Origin of the sequence: Flavivirga sp. 57AJ16 (genome assembly GCF_028736925.1) — a bacterium.
Classification (GTDB): Bacteria; Bacteroidota; Bacteroidia; order Flavobacteriales; family Flavobacteriaceae; genus Flavivirga.
Genome location: NZ_JAQZAT010000021.1, coordinates 1 through 20,693 on the forward strand (window position 1 = coordinate 1; position 20,693 = coordinate 20,693).

A 20,693-nucleotide genomic window follows, 5' to 3' on the forward strand; every position below is an offset into this window, starting at 1 on the left:
TTTTATAGGCGGTCTTCTTGTACTCCTTGACCGTATGGACGGATATGCCCATTTTTTCGGCTATTTCCCTGTTGGGGCAATCCTCCATGCTCAGCCTGATGGCCTCGGCACATCTGTCGGGGAGCGATCTTATTGCTTTTTCGATAATACCGGAGGTCTCTATCGTTACGGCCTCCCATAAAAAGTATGCCCCGCTTTGCAGGGCCTCCAGGTCCTGCGGGGTACGGGCCTTGACGTCCCTGGCATACTTGCTCCTCAGTACATCGAGGGACCTGTTCTTGACCGCCGTATAGAAGAAGCCCTCGACCTTGTCCTTATCGGGAAAGGCGGTCCTCTCCGCCAATACCTTCGTAAAGACATCCTGGACGATGTCCTCGGAAAGCCCCAGGTCGCCGACATACCTATGGGCAAAAAGGCAGAGCGGGTCATATAGGCGCTCGAAAATGTCCTCGAACTCGTTCTGGGTCAGCCTGTATTTCCTGTCCTGGCGCATTTGTCTGTATAGGGTTTTTGGGCGCGCGTCCCCCTTTGATCGGGAACGCCCGCGGTACCGTCCTTAGGGGGAACGAATACTTCTTTCAACGGTCCAAATTATCCTACAAGTTTAAACAAAAATAAACAGGTAAAAAAATTATATCTTTATGGGTCCGGCGATTATTTTGGACGAGGGGGGGCTTGGCACACTGGTGGCCCGGGCCGTTTGAACAAACGTAAAAAACTATAATTGAACGAGTTATACGCACAGGTAAGGCAAGGTTCGCCTTCTATGGACCAGGGCCCGTTTTAATGGGCCCTGCATGAAATATTTAGGGAACGGAGGGCTGCAAAATTTTTAATTTTGCCTATTTTATATTAATCCTAAAATAGATTTATAATCTACCCTTAGTCCTAATTATTGGTTTACAATGATAGTTTTTTATACATAAGCTTTTTTGGTTTTACAATCCCTGATTAAAGCATCAATAACAGATTGGATTTTATCTTTTCCTATCAAGTTCTCATATACACTAGTTTGAGTTTGCTAATTAGGACTTTGATAAGATTACAAAAAAACAAAGCCTTCTATAATCGAAGGCTTTGTTTTCAGCATGCCATTCATGCCTACGATTTTTAATCATTTTTTAAGCCGAATTTCTACTGGCATTAATATTGCCAAACAAAGAACGTGTCACTATTTTTTCGAAAATCTTTAACTGTTCTTCATCTTTTACCTCTGCTTTTTCCAATTCCTGAATCTTTTTAAGAGCATATTGTTGTATCGTTAATAACGGTAAAACAATAGATTCCCTAACTTCAATAGAAGCTTTTCCAGAAGGCTCGTTTTCCATTAAATATTGATATCCAGTAAGCTTTAAAAGAAGTCTTTTCGTGGTGATATATTCTGTATGGATAATGTTCCAAAACTCACCAAATTCAGGATCCTTGGACATGTATTTAGTCAAATCGAAAAACGATTTCGATAAAGACATCATACTATTTTCCAATAAAGTTTTGAAGAATTTCGAATTATTATAAAGCTGCTCCACTTTATCAAATTGGCCATTGTCTTCATACTTTTTTAGAGCCGTACCAACACCAAAGAAACCAGGGACATTCTGTTTTAATTGGCTCCACGAACCAACAAACGGAATAGCTCTTAAATCTGAAAATACCAACTCGCTGGAATTAGATCGTTTTGAAGGCCTACTACCAATATTGGTTTTGGCATAATACTTTAAAGTACTCATTCTTTCCAAATATGGAATAAACATGGGGTGTCCTTTAAAGTCTTTATAGGTCTGATAGCTTATTTCGGCTAAATCGTTCATAACGACCTTGTCATCGGGAGACATGGCTTTATTTTTGTCCAGACGATTGGAAACCCCAGAACTTATTAGTTGTTCTAAATTGTATTGGGAAGAATCCAAAGTTCCAAAATTAGAACTAATGGTTTGTCCTTGAATGGTCAATTGTACTTCTTTGTCTTCAATTGTTGGGCCTAGCGAAGAGTAAAATTGATGTGTTTTACCACCGCCCCTTGCTGGGGGACCACCGCGGCCATCAAAGAATATGGCAGTAATATCATATTTTCTGGACATTTCCGTTAGTAACTCTTTGGCTTTAAAAATACCCCAGTTGGCCATTAAGTAGCCGCCATCTTTAGTGCCGTCCGAAAACCCTAACATGATAGTTTGTTTATTGCCTCTACTCTTTAAATGCGCCATGTATGCAGGGTTGGTATATAATTGTTCCATAACACTAGGAGCATTTTCTAAATCGGTAATAGTTTCAAAAAGTGGCACCACATCGACCGTTAATTTATCTTTAAATGTAACGAGTTTAAGCATGGCAAAAAGCTGCATCACATTTAAAGCTGTTTGGTTGTTACTTATAATATATCTATTAGCACCTCGCTCGCCATTGTTTTCTTGAATTTCTTTAATAGCTTCAATAGTTTTTAAAGTATTAGAAACCATCTCGTCTTCAAAAACACTAATATCAATAGAAGTACCGGAAACTTCAGACAATACTTTAATTTGTTCTTCTTCAGATAAATCGTGATAGTTTTTAGGGAACGAAGCGTTTCCTGTTTTAATTAAATGATCTATGACTGTTGTAAAAACACTATGATGAATCCTGCTATCCTGTCTTATATCCAGCGTAGCAAAATAATAACCAAAAAGACGTACCCTATTTATTAAGTTGTTTATTTCACCTTCATATAAAGATTGATGCTCTTTTACTATAAGGTTTCTAATGCTTAACAATTCTAAGATGAGTTCTTTAGATGTAATGGTCTTTTTTGTATTTAAATCAACACTATAGTTATATAGTATAGTCTCTAGTTTTATAATACGTTCTTCCACACCTCTAAAAGTAAGTTTACGCCTTAGTTTTTTAAGATCGGTATAATATTTTTTTAAGATAGCCTGCTTTAATTTTTTAGCAACCTTTAAAGTAGTATCTGGTTTTACAAAAGGATTTCCGTCACGATCACCTCCAGGCCAGAAACCAATATTTATAATTTCGTTATGCTTTTTACCATCATCATAAATATTTTGCTGGATGTAATTGTAGATTTCTCCAAATGAATGGTAAAAGACATTTTCTAAGTACCAAATTAAACTTTTTGCCTCGTGGTACGGTGTTGGTTTTTCACGTTTAAAGAAAGGGGTCTTTCCTAATTGTCCAAATAAATTATTAATATTAGACAGATTATTTTCTTTAATGGCTTCTGTTAAATCTGTAATGATCCCTAAAACAGACCCAGGATAAAATTGTGTTGGGTGGGCTGTTAAAACAATACGGACCTTAAACTCTTCTAGATAATCTTTTAGCTCCTCTAATGTATTCTCTGAGGTAGCAGTTTCTTTAAGGTTTCTTAAAGTACCAATACCTTCCATATTGTTGACTATTGGAAATGCAGCGTCTTCAATAGCATCAAACAATACAACTTGTCTTTCTATATATTGAATAAAACGAAATAACAAGTTTATTTGGCTTTCTTTAGAGCGCCTACCTTGGTATTTTTTAAAAAACGTATCTACAATAGTAGTGGGATCGTCTTCCTTTGCAAACCCTTTTACACAGGTCTCGTGAAATAAAGGAAGCAGTATTCCGGTTTTTGTAATAGTATCAAAAGGTAATGTCATAAATATACTGTTGTATATTTGATATTTAGACAGTACACTTTGTTTAAATCGTGTTAATTTAGGCTCTACCGACATATATTTCGTTCTGTTGAAAATTAACTGTAAAAATAGTGAAGCTTTAATGAAAATATGCAGACTAGATTAAGATTTATTGATTTTTTTACTTTGTTGAACTCTAATTATGAATAATTAAAAAAAATACCTGCTTAATCATAATCTTTATAATTCGTAAAGCGCTTTAAATAGCAATAACTTTTAGTTTATCTATATTAATTCCGTTAAGGATAGTATGATAAAAGTCATACTCGGTGTTATGTTAAACCAATACCTTCGGCGTTTAATAAATATAAATAGATGAAACGAGCATTAAACCTGCCTGCCGGGCAGGTTTAATGTGAGAGCGTAGCGGTTGCATACGCTCTCAATTTTATAACTAACATCAAATCAAATAATTATAAAGATTTAAACGTATGAAAAAAATACATTCATTTCACATCCCGGTTATGGGGATTGGCTTTACGGTCGATACCCCTTTAAAAGTGGCCCAATTTGGTATGGATTCTGTTATTTCTTTAGTAGATGATATTTTACTTGAGAAGTTAAGAAAGATGTATAGCGAAAAATTTGAAATTCCTTATAGCGAAATCACGAATAAAGTACAGGATTTTAGGGCAAAACGAATCACATCGTATTTAAATTTGATTCATGATTTAGCCGATAAAAAGTTTGAAGATTTAAAGAATATAGGCATCAAAAAAAGTGATGACTTAAAAGCCTATATAAACATGCTCCCCAATGGAGCTTCGTTAAAAACGGAATTTAAAAACCTTACAGAAAAAGGATTCAATATCCCAGAAATTAAGAAATGGGCCATTAAAAACTTGGTCAAGGGCAGTATTGATGTTAATATCATGACCAAAGTTGATAAAGACAATTATATTAATAATGAAAAGTTACCTATTGAATATAATGATGCGCATGCAGCTTTAAGAGGTTTTGTGAATAGCAAACTGAACGCCTCTGTGGTGCTTTCCGCAGGGATGAACCCCAGACTGTATAGCTATATGGGGCAATTTGATGATTTTTATCCTTCAGAAAAAGGAACCTTTAAAAAAAGAATCATTTTAAAGGTAAGTGATTATAAATCGGCATTAATTCAAGGTAAGTTTTTAGCAAAAAAAGGGTTGTGGGTTTCAGAGTATAGGGTGGAGTCCGGGCTAAATTGTGGCGGTCATGCTTTTGCTACTAACGGGTATCTTTTAGGACCTGTTTTAGCAGAATTTAAAGAAAAAAGAGAGGTATTAAAAAGCTCAATTGAAGCGCTGTTAAATCAAGAATTAATAAATCAAGGGCGTGTTGTTCCTAAAAAGCCATTAACTTTAAAGATTTCCGCACAAGGAGGTGTTGGAACTCAAGAGGAACATGCGTTTTTATTAAACCAATACCAATTGGACTCTGTTGGTTGGGGGACCCCCTTTTTATTGGTCCCAGAAGCCACTACTGTAGATGAAAAAACACTAAATAGGTTAACTAAAGCTAAAGAGTCCGATTTGTATTTAAGCAATATTTCGCCATTGGGTGTTCCATTCAATAACCTTAAAGGCAATACTAAAGACCTCGAAAAGGAAAGGAATATTAATAAGGGAAGGCCAGGGAGTGCCTGTCCAAAGAAGTTTGTGGCTTTAAACAAAGAATTTAAAGAAAAAGGAATTTGTACCGCTTCTAGGGAATATCAACATTTAAAAATAAAGGAATTAGAAAAACAAGGGCTGCCATTAGAAGTGTATCAAGCTAGGTATAATAATATAATCGAGAAATCTTGTACTTGTGTGGGCTTAGGAACTTCTGCATTGTTGGCATACAATTTAGATACGAAAGTAGAAGGTAAAGGCGTATCTATTTGCCCGGGTCCTAATATGGCATATTATTCCAATATTATGAGCTTAAAAAATATTACGGATCATATTTATGGTAGGGATAATATGGTCTCTAGACAGGATAGGCCCCATTTTTTTATTAAGGAACTACATATTTATATAGATTATTTAAAGACTAAATTGGATGAAGCAAGAAAGACAATAACAAAAAAAGAGGAAAAACACCTACTGACTTTTACGGACAATATGAAAGCTGGGGTTTTTTATTATAAAAAGATGTTTTGTGAATTAAAAAATACTTTTGAAGATATTAAAGACGTTGTTCTAAATGAATTAGATACAAGTGAAAGAACTCTAAATTTAATTAAAGTTGAGATTGAAAGTTTATCAATAAAAAGATGAAATCTTGTTGCAGAATGTGATTTTTAGATAGAACGGGTTCATAAACTCATTCTATTTTCATAAAATATTAAAGTGTTTATTTGAATTAGGTTCCTTTATCCCATGATTTTTTTGAAGATGCTTAATTTCTTCACAATTTTTAATACAATGTGATTTTCAATACAGTTTTAATTAAGATATTTGCAAAACAATGATATTATAGAGATAATAAATTGGTTGTATCATGTGCTGAAGATTAATAAAATGGATTTAGTAAAAGAAATAAAACGTCTTAAAAAAGAAAAGAATGCTGTGATTCTAGCACACTATTATCAAGTTGCAGAAATACAGGATATAGCAGATTACGTAGGGGATAGTTTGGGCTTATCACAAAAAGCGGCCGAAACGGATGCAGATATTATTGTTTTTGCAGGAGTGCATTTTATGGCAGAAACGGCCAAAATATTAAATCCTTCAAAAAAAGTGGTGTTACCCGACTTAAATGCCGGGTGCTCTTTGGCAGATTCTTGTCCTCCAGATAGTTTTGAGACGTTTACAAAACAACATCCAGACCATGTTGTTATTACTTATGTAAACTGTTCGGCTGAGATTAAAGCTTTAAGTGATATTGTATGTACTTCCTCAAATGCTTTAAAAATTGTTGAATCGGTGCCAAAAGACACACCTATTATTTTTGCGCCAGACAAGAACCTTGGGCGATATATTATTAAAGAAACGGGAAGAGATATGTTGCTTTGGGATGGCAGCTGTATTGTACATGAAGCCTTTTCAATGGACAAATTAATTGAATTGCATAAAAAACACCCGGATTATAAAATTATAGCGCACCCAGAATCTGAAGAACATATTTTAGATACTGCCACTTATATTGGATCTACATCTGGTATGATAAATTATGTAAAAGAACACCAAGACCAAAAATTTATAGTGGCTACAGAAGCAGGTATTTTACATAAAATGCAACAAGAAATGCCAAACACGGAACTGGTTCCTGCACCCGCTGTAGAAGATAACACCTGTGCTTGTAGTGAGTGTCACTTTATGAAAATGAACACCATGCAGAAACTATATGATTGTTTATTGAACGAATCACCGCAAATTGAAGTTCCAGAACCTATTAGAAAAAGAGCGTTGTTGCCTATTGAACGGATGCTGGAATTATCTAAATAAAAATGGTTACTACAGATTATTTAGTTATTGGCTCTGGTATAGCGGGTTTAACGTTTTCGGTTAAAATTGCAGAAAAATTTCCAGATAGAAAGGTCATTATTGTTACAAAAGCTAACGAAGACGAGTCCAATACTAAATATGCCCAAGGCGGTGTTGCCATAGTTTTAGATAAAGAACAGGATTCCTTTAAAAAACATATCAAAGATACCCTAATTGCCGGTGATGGTCTGTGCCATGAAGCCGTTGTTAAACTGGTTATAAAAGAAGGCCCAAAAAGACTGAAGGAATTATTGCTTTGGGGGGCCAATTTTGATGTCAATGCCAACGGAAAATTTGATTTGGGAAAAGAAGGGGGGCATTCGGAATACCGAGTGGTCCATCATAAAGATATTACGGGTTACGAGATAGAGCGCGCACTATTAGAACGCGCGCACCAATTATCAAATATTACCATTCTACCACACCATTTTGCTATAGACCTGGTTACCAATCATCATATAGAAAGCTATAAATCTGAAACCTTATCCTGTTTTGGAGCTTACATATTTAATCAAAATACAGGTGATATTTTCACCATAAAAGCGAACAGTACACTGCTCGCTTCTGGAGGTATAGGTTGTGTATATGGGCATACAACGAATCCGGTTATTGCAACTGGAGATGGTATTGCGATGGCCTATAGAGCCAAAGCGCGAATTAAAGATATGGAGTTTGTTCAGTTTCATCCAACGGCTTTATATGAAGAAAAAGGAGAATCTTCGTTCTTAATTTCAGAAGCTGTTAGAGGGTTTGGTGCATATCTTCGTAATAAAAAAGGCCATCGTTTTATGCCAGATTATGATGAGCGCGCCGAATTAGCTTCTAGGGATATTGTATCACAAAGTATAGATAGTGAATTAAAAAAATCGGGAGAACCCCATGTTTATTTAGACTGTACGCATTTAGATATAGAAGCATTTAAAGGTCATTTTCCCAATATCTATAAAAAGTGTTTAGAGCGCCATATAAATATAGAAACCGATTGGATTCCTGTCATCCCTGCATCCCATTACTTGTGCGGGGGGATCAAGGTCAATAAAAAAGGAAAAACAACTATTAGTCGTTTATTTGCCTGTGGTGAGTGTTCTAGAACGGGTTTGCATGGCGCAAATAGGTTGGCGTCAAACTCGCTTTTGGAGGCTTTGGTGTATGCCCATAATATTTTTAAGCACCATAGTAAACACGATTATAAGTCGCCAGATATTATAATTCCAGATTGGAACGATGAAGGGACGACCATTACCGAAGAGCATATTTTAATACAACATAACCTAAAACAGCTACAAGCTTTGATGAGGAACTATGTAGGTATCATAAGAAGTAACAAACGCTTAAAAAGAGCCATAAAACATTTAGATTTAATTTATAACGAAGTTGAAGATCTTTATAAAGAATCCAAGATAACCACATCGCTCTGCGAACTAAGAAATATGATTAATGTATCTCACTTAATTATCAGGCAATCTTTAGATAGAAAGGAAAACAAAGGGGGGTATTTTAATGTTGATAATGTTAAAAGTACAAGGTGAGTCATATTTAAGCAATCCTAAGGTCCTTGTTAGGCGAATTGTTGTTAGTGTTTTTATTAAAATTACAAGCGTATATTTTTTTAAAAAGCAACTCTTTGTTTACGGGTTTGGTCATATAGTCATTCATCCCTAAATCTAAAACCTTTTTTTTGGTTTCCTGCATGGTGTCTGCAGTAATAGCAATAATAGGGATGGTATGTATAGAGGCTCCCAATTCACCACTTCTTATTATATGTGTAGCTTCATAGCCATCCATAATGGGCATTTGTAAATCCATCAAGACCATATCGAAAACATCTTTTTTTAGAGCCTCAATGGCTTCCTGTCCATTATTAGCAATAGAGAAAGTTATTTGAGAAGCGTTGCCCAATATTTTTTTCATGACCAATTGGTTAAGCTTGTTGTCTTCAACCACAAGAACATGCAATGGCATTTTGTTATTTAGACCAGAAGAAGTAACCATGCTTTCTTTTGCCACACTTTTTAATGTTAAATCAATAAAAACATCGGTACCAACACCTAATTCGCTTTCAATTTTTATAGTACCATTAAATAATTCCACAATATGTTTTACTATAGTTAAGCCTAAGCCAATACCACCGTATTGTCGTTTATGGTTAAGCTTCATTTGATTAAAGCTATCAAAAATATGCGCTTTGGTTTCTTGTTTTATTCCTACACCAGTATCAGAAACCTGAAAAGAAAAACGGCATAAATCATCGGATAATTTTAAGCATGTTAGTCTGAAAAAAATAGTTCCTGTTTCGGTAAATTTAACGGCATTTGCCAAAACGTTATTAATAATTTGAACAAATCGTTTGGAGTCGGCATATACTTCAAAAGGTATGTCGGGATCCATCTCAAAAGTATAATTCAACGCTTTCTTTTCTGCCTCATTTTTCCAGTTATTGCTTATTTGCTTTAACTTTATTGAGGGGTTGAAGTTTGAAGAACTCAGCTCGAGTTCGTTCTTTTCAATTTTTTCAAAGTCTATAATGTCATTCACATTACTTAATAAACTTAGTGAAGCATTTTTAATAATTTGATAAGACTTTTTATTCTTTTCGCTTTTTTGGGATTCCAATTCATGTTCGGCTATTCCCATAATAGCGTTAATAGGTGTTCTTAATTCATGGCTCATATTGGACATGAAATAGGTTTTTAACTTGCTGATCTCTTCGGATTTATTTAGTGCTTCTTCTTGAGATTTTTCTTTTTCAAGTCTTAATTGTTTAATTAAATTGGTCATTGATAAAGAAAGAAAAATAACCTCAAAACCAGAACCAAATTTTGCGCTATTAAGAATGATGAAGCTATTGGGTAAAAGGCTTAGGTTATTCATTACAAAACCTAGTAACCCTATCACCAAAAAGAGGATACCAAATGAAAAGTAAGGGTCAATTTTTATACGCTTAAACTGCATAGTAAAAATGGTTGCTAAAATTAATAGTAGGCTAAATAAACCATTTATATTACTAAGTGGGTATGCTATTTTAAGCGTATTTTGGTTTATAAAGAGCATTATAAACAAAACTGCCAGAACATAATAGATTATATTGAACCCCTTTTTAAAACCTTTTAACTTGTTATTTACTTTTAGAAAATGTTGACAGTATTTCAATAAAAAGAAATTTGAAAACAGTGCGGTAATCAGCACGGCTCTATGGTCCAGGTATCCAGCTCCAGGGAATATATATTCGTGTATTAAACCATCTAGAGCGGCTTGCATAAACCCAATGGATAAAACATAAAAACCATAATACAAAAATGCTTTTTCCTTTAAGCTCGAATAGAAAAACAAATAAATAACACTTGCCAGGAAAAGCAAACCATAAAACAGACCAAGGAATAGCTGTTGATTATAATTAGCCATCCAGAAGGAAGGCTCGTCATAAAGCTTTAAGGGGAGGTTTATGGTTTCTCCATCGCTGGCAAGATGTATGTATATTTGTTGGGTTTCTTGTGGCGGAAGCGTTAATTTAAAAATAGTAGACCTGTGTTTGACTTGTTTTTTGTTAAAAGGAATAAGGTCGCCACTTTTATAATGTTTAATGGTGCCATTACTTATCTGGTAAAGATTAACTATATCGGTAATTGGTCTTGCAGTTTCTAAGTAGTAATTATCTGGATTGTCCGAGTCATTTTTTAACTTGAATCTTACCCAATAATTATCTGAAGTGAATCCCAAACTGTGATTATCGGATTTCAGATTTTGATATTCGATTAACGGATTTTCTAAAATTTCGGTGATAGTTCGTATTGAATCCCCAACATTTGTAAATTCGGCATATTCATAAAGCCCCCCTTTACTTTTTTGAATGCTGAAAACATCATTTTGAGCAAATAAACTATAGCTGAGAATATATACTAGTAATAGTAAACGTTTCATGTTTGGGGCTTTGGGTACTTCCAAACATAACTAAAAATTGTTGGTTTTAGACTTTTTAACGGAAAAAACATTGTTTTCGTCTAATAAAAACGCATTTCGTCGATAAACATGTTAAAAAGAGAGTGTCTAAAAAGCGTCATTTAGAATGTGAATGTACCTGTACCTGCCTTGCTGCAGGAAGAGAATCCATCAAATTAAATATTAAACAAGAACTCATATTATTTGGGTCTTCATCCTCTTGATTAATTTTTCTTATCATTTCATTAAATTGTAGGAAAAACACCCTGTAACGTAGGGTGTTTTTCCTGTTACTTTGGTCGCTTAATTTATAAACATTTGCAATTCATACCATATTGCTCAATAAAAAATAATAAAGGGTTCTTTATTTTTTATAGGAGATTAATCATTTTTTAGAACCTCAAAAACTAATTCAATAATGAGTTCACACCTTAAGTTTGTTGAGCTACAAAACATTCGACTTGTAGTTTCAGATTTAGATGCAGCCTCGGAATTTTACCGTGATGTTTTTGGTTTCATTGAAATGCAGTCGCATGAAAAAATCAATGATCCAGTACTTACATCGTGGTTTGGTTTCGGTGACAGGCCAAAAGAATTGGACATAAATATTAGATTTATGTTCATTCCAGAAGTAATGACTTTGGCTCTAATGAAGCCAGAATTTAAAGATGGCAGGCACAAAAAATGGCACCCATTTGGTAATACAAATGAAATAACCGGTGGTTTTCAAGGATATGGTGTAGCGCCCATTTCCTTTTTAGTGGAAGACTTAGATGCTGCTTATAAGCATATTCTAAGCTTTGCACAAGATCCTTCATATGATAATATATCCATATCGGCACCGCCTCAAAAGCTCAGCCCGATTAAACCACATCAAGTAAGTGCTTCCAAAAACAGCATTATTCATGGTAACACAGCACTTTTGGAACGTTATCGTAAAGTCTGGGAAACACGGGAAAACTTCCACTTTAGAGATCCTTTTGGGATTCATTGGGTATTATGCTCCAATGTTGTTTAATGTTTAACTTAAAAAAATCTAATTATTATGGGATGGACACATCGCGCTGGCGCTCAAATGCTAGCATTATATCCAGAATTGGCCAATGTTCCTGAGTTAATGGAAAGGTGGCCTGCATTAAGACTTGCTGTACAGGAATTACGTTTAGGTAATGAAGGAAAAGATAAAAGCAATGACTTAAATGATGGGAACGGAAAGAATGATAAAAAATAATTATTAAACTAATAAGGTTAGGGGAAAGTACCAAGTATTTTACCTAGCCTTTATTATTATACATGAAATGATGCTGAATAATTTTCCAAAAGAAACCGTTTATGCATACCCAAATTGGCATATTTCCGGGCACTATAAGTCAATTTCTAAATTAGAAGAAGCACAAAATTTTCGTTTGGATAATGGACCCACTGCTATTTATGTGCACGTACCATTTTGTTATACATTATGTCAGTTTTGTGGCTTTACAAAAACAGATGATTTTAATAAATCTGATTTGGATGATTTTGTTAAAATTACTTGTGCTGAAATAGATTTGGTTGCCGATAAGTTTCAAATTTTTGATCGCTCTATTGATGCTATTTATTTTGGAGGCGGGACGGCATCCGTATTATCCATAAATCAAGTGGAAAGAATTTTTAAGCATATATATGCGACATTTAATGTAAAAGATAATGCAGAGTTAAGCTTTGAAGGCGAATGTAGAAGTATGATAAAGACTGGGTTTGTTGAAGGTTTAGCTAAATTAGGGTTTAATAGAATTTCTTTTGGAGTTCAAACCATGGATGTTGGTGCGCGAAAGGCTTTAAATTTAAAACCAACAATTAAATCGCTAGTCGATTTGACCCGTAAGGGAAAGGCATTATTTGAAGAAGTTGCTGTAGACTTTATTTATGGCTGGCCAGGACAAACAACCGATATGGTCCTAACGGACATTAATGAGTTGTGTGAAAAGCTAGAGCCTACTGTCATTGAAGTTTTTCAATTTGAGAAATCTGATGCTTCGCCATCTTTTCTGAATCATCTATACAATAGTGGCCTAAGGGATGCATCTACAGAAGAGCTCCAAAAACAAATGGAAGTCTTGGAAACGGCGTTAAGGCATAGAGGGTTTTCACGTAAATCATTTACAATTTTTGCCAATAGCACATTCATGCCCACACAAAAATCATCTAATTATTTACCCTGTTTTTATGGCTATAATGCCTCCACAGTATTAGGTTTTGGGAGAGGCGCACAATCTTGGTACGGTGGTTATATGTGGTCTTGCTCACTTTTGCCCGAAACACATAAAACGTTAATTGAGAATGGAACACTTCCGGTATCGGTTCTTGGAAATTATGACACAAACGAACGGGAGGCAACATCGTGGGTTAGAAGAGGATGGGTAAGTAAGCACTTTGTTAATGATCAAGATGATTATTATGTAAGTAAAATAAATGAATTAATAAAAAACGGCTATGTTCTTGACGATTCCAATAAGTACTTGCTTACAGATTTAGGATGGAAATGGATTCCTTCCCTTTTATACTTTTTAATGCCTGAACATCAACAGGCCCTATACTCACGTGATTTTGATTTTAATGAAATTGGACGTGTTCCGGTTAACTAAATAATTTTAATTATGGCATATATTAAAGAACTTAAAACAGGAGTTTTGGCGGCAATAGAAAACAAACTTTTATTGTTTGGCGAAACATTACATTTTACCGATCAAGCAATAGAGCATAAAGATAATGCAGATTTAAGCTATGGATGTATTTTGGCTATTAAAGAAGCGCGATATGATGATGCCGAGGAAATTGCTAAAAAAGCCATATCTTTTTTTCCGTCCAGTGTTGAGTTTTACCATAACTTAGGCATAATTAGGCATGTACAAGGGCAGTTGGATGTTGCAGCAGCATATTTTGAAGTATGTATTTTATTAAATCCATATTTTGATCCGGCTATCGACAATCTTGCTAATGTACGCCTTACCCAGAACAACCTTAAAGGGGCCCTACGGGCTGCCTTAAAGCTGGAAAAAGTGGTTCCTGGACTTTCCGATAATGCTTTTCGGATAGGAACCATATATTTAAGAAGAGGTAAATACAAAAAGGCCAATGACTGGTTTGATCGTGGTTTAAATGCACGTATTCCACAACGTTTATCAAGAATGCTTTCTTATGGAACCATTACAGCGCCACGCCTAAAAAATGACCTAGAACAAATAAAGTACATGAAATCACAAGGCATTCTTGATCCTTTCTACGATGAGGTTATCAAACAATACGAACGTCTTCTTGAAAATTCGCCACAACCGAAAAAGAAAAATGATTGGACAGAAGATCTGGATCAGGCATTGTGCTCATCAGACCTTCTTTGTATAGCTCCTTTTTACAGGAGATCATTACATATAGAGCCTTGCGACCGTGTAAAAGACTTAGCAATTAACCCATTTAACAGCAAGCAAAAGATTTTGGACCAATGGAAGCAAAAAAAGCCATATTCCTTTGTTGTGATTGATGATTTTTTAAACCCCGAAGCATTAAAGTCATTACAAGCGTATTATTTAAAGTCGACTATTTGGCACAATGATTCCCAGAAAGGTAGAAATTATATAGGAGCCTATAAAGAAATGGGGCTGTATACCCCCTTAATGGAACAGATTATCGAAGAGTTTAAAGAGGGATATGGAGACATTGTTAAGGATCACCCTTTAAGGGAACTTTGGGCATACCGTAATGTTACCGGAGATCATGCCATAGGGGCTCATGCAGACTTTTCAGCTGTTAATTTAAATATTTGGATAACACCAAATAAGGCCAATTATTCGCCAGAAAGTGGTGGTTTGATAATATATCGTTCCATATGCCCGGACAAATGGGATTTTGATGATTATAATGGTGATCAGACCCAAATAGAAGATTTTATTTCTGGGGCCGAAAAATATATAATTCCCTATAAGGAAAATAGGGCCATTATTTTTAATGCGGCTCTTTTTCATGCAAGCGATTCAGTAGATTTTGGTTCAAACTATGAGGATTGGAGAGTAAATACTACTTTTTTATTTGGAGATCGTAAAACCCATAAATCGTATTAATAGGTTTGGACTATAAGTTGGATCATATTGAAGAGATCGTTCACTTTAACCATGAATTTTGGTTGCGGTTTGTAAAAAACCATTGGACAAAACGGCCATTAAAGATTGAAAACCCATTTTCGGAAAAAATAACGGATGAAGCGACTATATTTTCTGCATTAAAAGAAGCAGGGAAAAGTTTTAAAACCAAAGAGCATGTGAATTTTGGATTATGGGTCGATGGCCATACAGCGGTTAATTATGGACGGTTATTTGCACAGGATTCAGATGATAATCTGGAAAATTACCTAAAGCGCATATTAAGTAGCGGTCATGACGAGTTTTGCTATGCACAATTTAATATGCAATGTTATGCTCTTGATTTATGGGATGCTGCTAAGGATTTTATTAAAGGGCTGATAGAAATTGTTGGTATACCAGCTGGAGAGCTGGATACCGATATTTTTCTGGGCTGTTATAAAAAGACCCCAAGAGGTATACATACAGATGCAGCAGAAACATTTATGCATGTAATAAAAGGGCCAAAAACCATTGCCTTATGGCCAAAAGAATATTTTGATGATAAGTATGTTGCTATTGCCGGGGAGGGGTTGAATAAAACGATACTGGTTGACGAGATTGAGCCTTACATGAAGGACGCCATAATTTTAAAAGGAAATACAGGAGACATGTTATATTGGCCTGCTTCTTATTGGCATATTGGGCTACATGATTATTCTGTAGAGGCCTTCGATTATAGCTTGGCCTTTAATATTGGGTATTTTCATTTCCAAAAGGAAGATGGCATCGTAAGGGACATGGTAAACGATCTTTTCGATACACTATCTCGGGAGCATATGGGGGCTACTTCCATTAAAAACTTGTTAGCCATCCCGCCTTTAGAAAAAATAACGCAGAAAATGCTTCAGACTATTATTGGAAGCCATCAGTTTTTAGAAGAACTGGAGCAAAATTGGCTTAAACATGCTTCGGGGTTTGGGTTTTACGAATTGCCCAGATTATGTAATAAAAATGGTGATACCGCTTTAAGTTATCGGTTACGAAATAAAAATGATAACGTTCAATTAAAAAAAGTAGGAGAAAATTATTTTCTTTTTACCTCTGGATATGGAAAAATAGTTGAATGGGATGAATGTCTTGAATCTGCAATTTTTGATTTAAATGCGGGTAGGAGCACCAAAAAACTAAGCTTGGAAATTAAAAGCCTATTGCTCAGTTGGCACTCAATTGTTCCTGTAGATATAGCTAAATCCATATAAAATAACATGAACCTTCAGAGTAAAAAACCGAATTTCTTCGTTAAAAATACTCGCCGTAACTAGGTTATGCCTACGCTTTTTAACTAGAACTTCAATTTTTTATATCTAAATATTCTATGCCATTTTATATCGACTTAGCTATATATGAAAAAGAGACGCTCTAAAAAGTACTCGGTAGGATAATTTTTCGTTTCCAATACTTTTTAGGGCGCCTTATTAGGAAAGTTTATTGTGATTTATTTCCTGTCATTAATAGTTCGTTACAAACGACTTCGGTGATGTATCTTTTATTTCCTTCCTTATCATCATAGCTACGGGACGTTAACTTGCCCTCAATAGCGATTTCTTTTCCTTTCGTTACATATTTCTCAATGATCTCTGCCGTTTTGCCCCAGGCTACAACATTGTGCCATTGGGTGTCCGTGATTTTTTCACCGTTACTATTGGTGTAGCTTTCATTTGTTGCCATAGTAAATTTGGCTAAAGTTCTACCTGACTCTAGATTGATGATTTCCGGATCGTTTCCTAAGTTACCAATCAACTGTACTTTGTTTCTAAGCGTGTTCATAATTTTAAATTTTAATCGTTAAACAGTTAATGTATAACCCTGAACTCATTTCAGGGTCTTTTAAATTCAATGTAATTTTTTTTGTGAAAAGTACTGAAGCAAGCCAATACAAATTCAACACTGCAAATATGAAACGGCTTCCAAATTTTATTCGGTACTTACTTATTTAAAATCGCTTGTAAATGTTTGTAGTCGTTTGTAAATGGTTATATTTTTGTATATTAGGCAATTATATAAAACAACAGAACAAAATGGCATATCATTTAAAACAAGCCTCGGAAATTTTAGAGCGTACGCCAAATACACTTAATGCAATGCTTTCGAATTTATCGGATGCATGGATTTATACTAATGAAGGTGATAATACCTGGAGTGTTTTTGATATTGTTGGGCATTTAATACATGGTGAAAAAACAGATTGGATAATTCGAGCAAAAATGATATTAAGCGATTCAGAAAATAAAACATTTGAGTCTTTTGATAGGTTTGCACAATTTGAAAATTCGAAAGGGAAAACATTGCAACAGTTATTGGAAGCGTTTTCAGAATTACGGGCAAAAAACTTAAAGGCATTGAAGCAGTTGGAAATTACAGAATCCCAATTGGATATGAAGGCTACCCATCCGGAATTGGGCGAGGTAACCTTAAAGGAATTACTGGCAACCTGGGTCGCACACGATTTGGGCCATATGGCTCAAATTGCCCGAGTTATGGCAAAACAATATAAAGATGAGGTGGGACCATGGGAGGCTTTTATCCCTATTTTAAATAAATAAAAATATGTCTATTAAAGAGATTATAAAAGCATTGGAAAACAACCAACAAGTATTTAAAAGTCTTTTAATATCTAAAGGAGAGGAACAATATTTATGGAAACCCGAGCCTGTAAAATGGAGCTTGCTAGAAATTGTGTGCCATTTATTAGATGAGGAACGGGACGATTTTAAAGCCCGTGTAAAACACGTTCTTGAAACCCCTTTAAAGGCATTGATACCTATTGATCCCGAAGGATGGGTTAAAGAAAGAGCCTATATAACCAGGGATTATAATCAAACACTTCAAGCTTTTTTAGAAGAACGCCATAAATCCGTTACGTGGTTAAAAAGTCAAATACATGCCAATTGGGATAACCAATTAACACATCCCAAGTTGGGCGATATGTCGGCGAAGTTATTTTTAACGAATTGGTTGGCTCACGATTATTTACATATTAGACAAATTTTAAGGTACCATTATAATTATTTAAAACAGAAAACCAATATTGATTTGGGATATGCAGGGAGCTGGTAAAAAATGAAGTTATTATGACATTTCGTATAGAAACACAACGATTAATTTTAAGGGAATTAAGACTATCTGATTTAGAAGGTATGTTCGAGTTGGATTCTAATCCGGAAGTACATAAATATTTAGGTAATAAGCCTATAAAAACCAAAGAGGAATCCCTAAAGATTTTAGAGGATGTTATCAATCAATATACAAAACACGGTATTGGCCGATGGGCTTTGATTAATAAAGAAACCCAGGAGTTTATGGGATGGTCTGGGCTAAAGCTCAATACAGAAGGCCATATGAACGGTTTTACCGAATTTTACGATGTAGGCTACAGATTAATAAAACGTTTTTGGGGTAAAGGGTATGCAACAGAATCTGGTAAAGCAGCAGTCGATTATGCTTTTAGGGTTTTAAAACTTCCAGAATTATATGGCATCACAGAAATGGGAAACCAAGCCTCCCACAAGGCCCTTTTAAAATTAGGATTAAAGTATGTCGAAGATTTTTATTATGAAAAAGAAAAATTAAAACTTCGTTGGTATAAAATTGAAAACAAAGAGCTATGCAAAAACAATGTTTAGAATGTGGAGATAATCTAGTTGGCAGAATAGATAAGAAATTCTGTAGTGATGGTTGTCGAAATGCTTATAACAATAAGGTAAACAAAGACAGTAAAAATTTAATACGCAATACCAATAATAGGTTACGCAAAAATTATAGAATTTTAGAAACGCTCAATCCAGCACAAAAAACAAAAACATCCCGCGCCAAGCTTATAGAAGCCGGTTTCGATTTTAACTATTTTACGAGTATCTATACAACAAAGGCGGGCACTGTTTATTACTTTGTGTACGATCAGGGGTATTTACCCCTGGAAGGGGATTATTATGCATTGGTGAAAAGAGACAGTTGATTTCTATTTCCAGTTTTGTCCTTTTAAGGCCAGGGCGGCTTTAAGGATATCTTTTTGGCTTATCTGCCCGACTAGTTTACCATTTTCAACAATAGGAAAACGTCTTCGCTTAGATTCGAGAAATTTATTGGCAGCATCAAAAATATTCATATTGCCATCAATAGTTTCAACATTTTTAACCATATGCTTTTCAACGGTGGCGTCTTTGTCCATAGGCATGTTATAATACCTGCTTTCACTTATTTGTTTAATACAATCCCCTTCAGATATAACACCTATTAATTCGTTTTTTTCATTTATTACGGGACCTCCTGAAATTCTATATTTTATTATAGCATCAATGACCTGTTCGACTCTTTGGTCTGATCTAAATGTAATCAAATTTGTGGTCATATAATCACTAACCTTAATTGGGGTGTTGGGGGTAGCTGTAGCCTTTTTTGTTTTTTTTCGTGAAGCTAGAAAACTTTTTATTCCCATGATAACTGAATTTAGTAAACTTAAATATAGTTATTATTTTTAGATTTTCCTAAAGATGTTTTTTCATGTCAGGGGAATTTTAATAAATAATGATATACCATGGTATCATAAAGATGCCATATAATTTCCAGAGTAGACAGCTACTTTTCTTAATTTAAAATAATTAGCATTCTTTTAAGGGTTTAAATGTTAATTTTTTATAGTTTTAGCACGTTAAAATAAATATAAGAAGATGAAAAGACTATTTGGTTTGATTTTATTGGCGAGCGGCTTGATGTTAAATGCACAAAGTAACCCGGAATTAATAAAACATTACGAAGCTTATTACAAGCAAATGAAAGCTCAAGGGGATGTACAGGGTATTATAAATGGGATGACGCATTTAAATTTATTAGCACCATCTAAAGCAAGAAAGGATACTTTGGCTTATTTATATATGAGCGAAGGTAAATATATGCAAGCCCTCAATACCATTGGAATAGAAAAAAGTACTACAGATTCTGATATTGCGGTTGAGGTAAAGGCATTGTCCTTAAAATCGGTTAAACAACCAAAATTGGCCATTGGATTTTTTGAGGAAATGTTTAAAAGAAATCCAAGCCCTTTAATTGCATATGAACTGGCAGAACTTAATTTGCAGATTCAAAACATGGCAGAAGCAGAAAAACATATTGCTTATGGTTTGGCAAACGCTAAGGACGATATGAAGAAAGCTTTTTACGAGACCCAAACACCTTATGAGGTCTCTTTAAAAGCGGCATTTATGTATTTAAACGCACTAACGACTTATAATAAGGACAAAAAAGCAAATATCGATGCAGCTGTCGATATTCTAGATGAAACTTTAAAAATGGCCCCTAGTTTTAATTTAATTCAATTAACAAAAAATGAATTGTTAAGGCAAAAGCAGGTGATGCAGACGCAAGCAGCACAGCCAAAAAACTAATAAAAAAGTCTTGTCATAAATAATTATATCGGACTTAAGAAAGGATTAAATTTAAGAAACAACAAAAAAAAGAGGCTGTCTGAAAAGTGTCATTCAGAATGC

Annotated in this window: 18 protein-coding genes; 13 read left to right on the forward strand and 5 right to left on the reverse strand. The window is 34.7% G+C overall.

Going from position 1 to position 20,693, the window contains the following annotated elements:
- On the reverse strand, positions 1 to 493 hold a 493-nt coding region (locus PQO00_RS18040; RefSeq protein WP_274186256.1), incomplete at its 3' end, for a sigma-70 family RNA polymerase sigma factor.
- A gap of 628 nt (positions 494 to 1,121) precedes the next feature.
- Complete coding sequence (locus PQO00_RS18045; RefSeq protein WP_274186257.1) at positions 1,122 to 3,707, reverse strand: phosphoenolpyruvate carboxylase; 2,586 nt, start codon at positions 3,705 to 3,707, stop codon at positions 1,122 to 1,124.
- A gap of 395 nt (positions 3,708 to 4,102) precedes the next feature.
- On the opposite strand from PQO00_RS18045, the gene PQO00_RS18050 reads away from it, so the two are divergent.
- The 3 genes from PQO00_RS18050 to nadB all read left to right on the forward strand — a co-directional run bounded on the left by PQO00_RS18050 (position 4,103) and on the right by nadB (position 8,649).
- Positions 4,103 to 5,911, forward strand: a complete 1,809-nt coding sequence (locus PQO00_RS18050) for a hypothetical protein (RefSeq protein WP_274186258.1) — start codon at positions 4,103 to 4,105, stop codon at positions 5,909 to 5,911.
- Positions 5,912 to 6,154: 243 nt separating this feature from the next.
- Positions 6,155 to 7,081, forward strand: a complete 927-nt coding sequence (gene nadA, locus PQO00_RS18055) for a quinolinate synthase NadA (protein ID WP_274186259.1) — start codon at positions 6,155 to 6,157, stop codon at positions 7,079 to 7,081.
- Positions 7,082 to 7,083: 2 nt separating this feature from the next.
- Positions 7,084 to 8,649, forward strand: a complete 1,566-nt coding sequence (gene nadB / locus PQO00_RS18060) for an L-aspartate oxidase (RefSeq protein WP_274186260.1) — start codon at positions 7,084 to 7,086, stop codon at positions 8,647 to 8,649.
- Positions 8,650 to 8,656: 7 nt separating this feature from the next.
- Here nadB and PQO00_RS18065 read toward each other — a convergent pair whose 3' ends face one another.
- The gene (locus tag PQO00_RS18065) at positions 8,657 to 11,038 is read right to left on the reverse strand and encodes a hybrid sensor histidine kinase/response regulator (RefSeq protein WP_274186261.1); all 2,382 of its coding nucleotides are present in this window, start codon (positions 11,036 to 11,038) and stop codon (positions 8,657 to 8,659) included.
- Positions 11,039 to 11,474: 436 nt separating this feature from the next.
- Between PQO00_RS18065 and PQO00_RS18070 the strand changes: the two genes are divergently transcribed.
- The 5 genes from PQO00_RS18070 to PQO00_RS18090 all read left to right on the forward strand — a co-directional run bounded on the left by PQO00_RS18070 (position 11,475) and on the right by PQO00_RS18090 (position 16,409).
- Entirely contained in the window at positions 11,475 to 12,074 is a 600-nt protein-coding gene (locus PQO00_RS18070) for a VOC family protein (protein ID WP_274186262.1), read from the forward strand.
- 27 nt (positions 12,075 to 12,101) lie between these two features.
- Positions 12,102 to 12,287: a hypothetical protein gene (locus tag PQO00_RS18075; protein WP_274186263.1), complete on the forward strand. Its 186-nt coding sequence runs from the start codon at positions 12,102 to 12,104 to the stop codon at positions 12,285 to 12,287.
- A 67-nt stretch (positions 12,288 to 12,354) separates the two neighbouring features.
- Positions 12,355 to 13,680 carry a radical SAM protein gene (locus PQO00_RS18080; RefSeq protein ID WP_274186264.1) on the forward strand — a complete coding sequence of 442 codons (1,326 nt, stop codon included), beginning with the start codon at positions 12,355 to 12,357 and terminating at the stop codon, positions 13,678 to 13,680.
- A 12-nt stretch (positions 13,681 to 13,692) separates the two neighbouring features.
- Entirely contained in the window at positions 13,693 to 15,150 is a 1,458-nt protein-coding gene (locus PQO00_RS18085; protein ID WP_274186265.1) for a tetratricopeptide repeat protein, read from the forward strand.
- Between the two features lie 5 nt (positions 15,151 to 15,155).
- The gene (locus PQO00_RS18090; RefSeq protein WP_274186266.1) at positions 15,156 to 16,409 is read left to right on the forward strand and encodes a cupin-like domain-containing protein; all 1,254 of its coding nucleotides are present in this window, start codon (positions 15,156 to 15,158) and stop codon (positions 16,407 to 16,409) included.
- Positions 16,410 to 16,635: 226 nt separating this feature from the next.
- Here PQO00_RS18090 and PQO00_RS18095 read toward each other — a convergent pair whose 3' ends face one another.
- Positions 16,636 to 16,977 (reverse strand): single-stranded DNA-binding protein, encoded by a 342-nt coding sequence (locus PQO00_RS18095; RefSeq protein ID WP_274186267.1) that lies wholly within the window; start codon positions 16,975 to 16,977, stop codon positions 16,636 to 16,638.
- Between the two features lie 251 nt (positions 16,978 to 17,228).
- On the opposite strand from PQO00_RS18095, the gene PQO00_RS18100 reads away from it, so the two are divergent.
- The 4 genes from PQO00_RS18100 to PQO00_RS18115 are packed head-to-tail and all read left to right on the forward strand — an operon-like array spanning position 17,229 to position 19,165.
- Complete coding sequence (locus tag PQO00_RS18100) at positions 17,229 to 17,753, forward strand: DinB family protein (RefSeq protein WP_274186268.1); 525 nt, start codon at positions 17,229 to 17,231, stop codon at positions 17,751 to 17,753.
- 4 nt (positions 17,754 to 17,757) lie between these two features.
- On the forward strand, positions 17,758 to 18,267 hold the full coding sequence (locus PQO00_RS18105) for a DinB family protein (RefSeq protein ID WP_274186269.1): 510 nt from the start codon (positions 17,758 to 17,760) through the stop codon (positions 18,265 to 18,267).
- 14 nt (positions 18,268 to 18,281) lie between these two features.
- Positions 18,282 to 18,833 carry a GNAT family N-acetyltransferase gene (locus tag PQO00_RS18110; protein WP_274186270.1) on the forward strand — a complete coding sequence of 184 codons (552 nt, stop codon included), beginning with the start codon at positions 18,282 to 18,284 and terminating at the stop codon, positions 18,831 to 18,833.
- Positions 18,815 to 19,165 carry a hypothetical protein gene (locus PQO00_RS18115; RefSeq protein WP_274186271.1) on the forward strand — a complete coding sequence of 117 codons (351 nt, stop codon included), beginning with the start codon at positions 18,815 to 18,817 and terminating at the stop codon, positions 19,163 to 19,165. The genes PQO00_RS18110 and PQO00_RS18115 overlap by 19 nt, the downstream gene beginning before the upstream one ends.
- Before the next feature lie 3 nt (positions 19,166 to 19,168).
- Here PQO00_RS18115 and PQO00_RS18120 read toward each other — a convergent pair whose 3' ends face one another.
- Positions 19,169 to 19,645, reverse strand: coding sequence for a CBS domain-containing protein (locus tag PQO00_RS18120; RefSeq protein WP_274186272.1), 477 nt, complete (start codon positions 19,643 to 19,645; stop codon positions 19,169 to 19,171).
- A gap of 232 nt (positions 19,646 to 19,877) precedes the next feature.
- Here PQO00_RS18120 and PQO00_RS18125 point away from each other — a divergent pair, with 232 nt between their 5' ends.
- Positions 19,878 to 20,591, forward strand: coding sequence for a hypothetical protein (locus PQO00_RS18125; protein WP_274186273.1), 714 nt, complete (start codon positions 19,878 to 19,880; stop codon positions 20,589 to 20,591).
- The last annotated feature ends 102 nt before the right edge of the window (positions 20,592 to 20,693 follow it).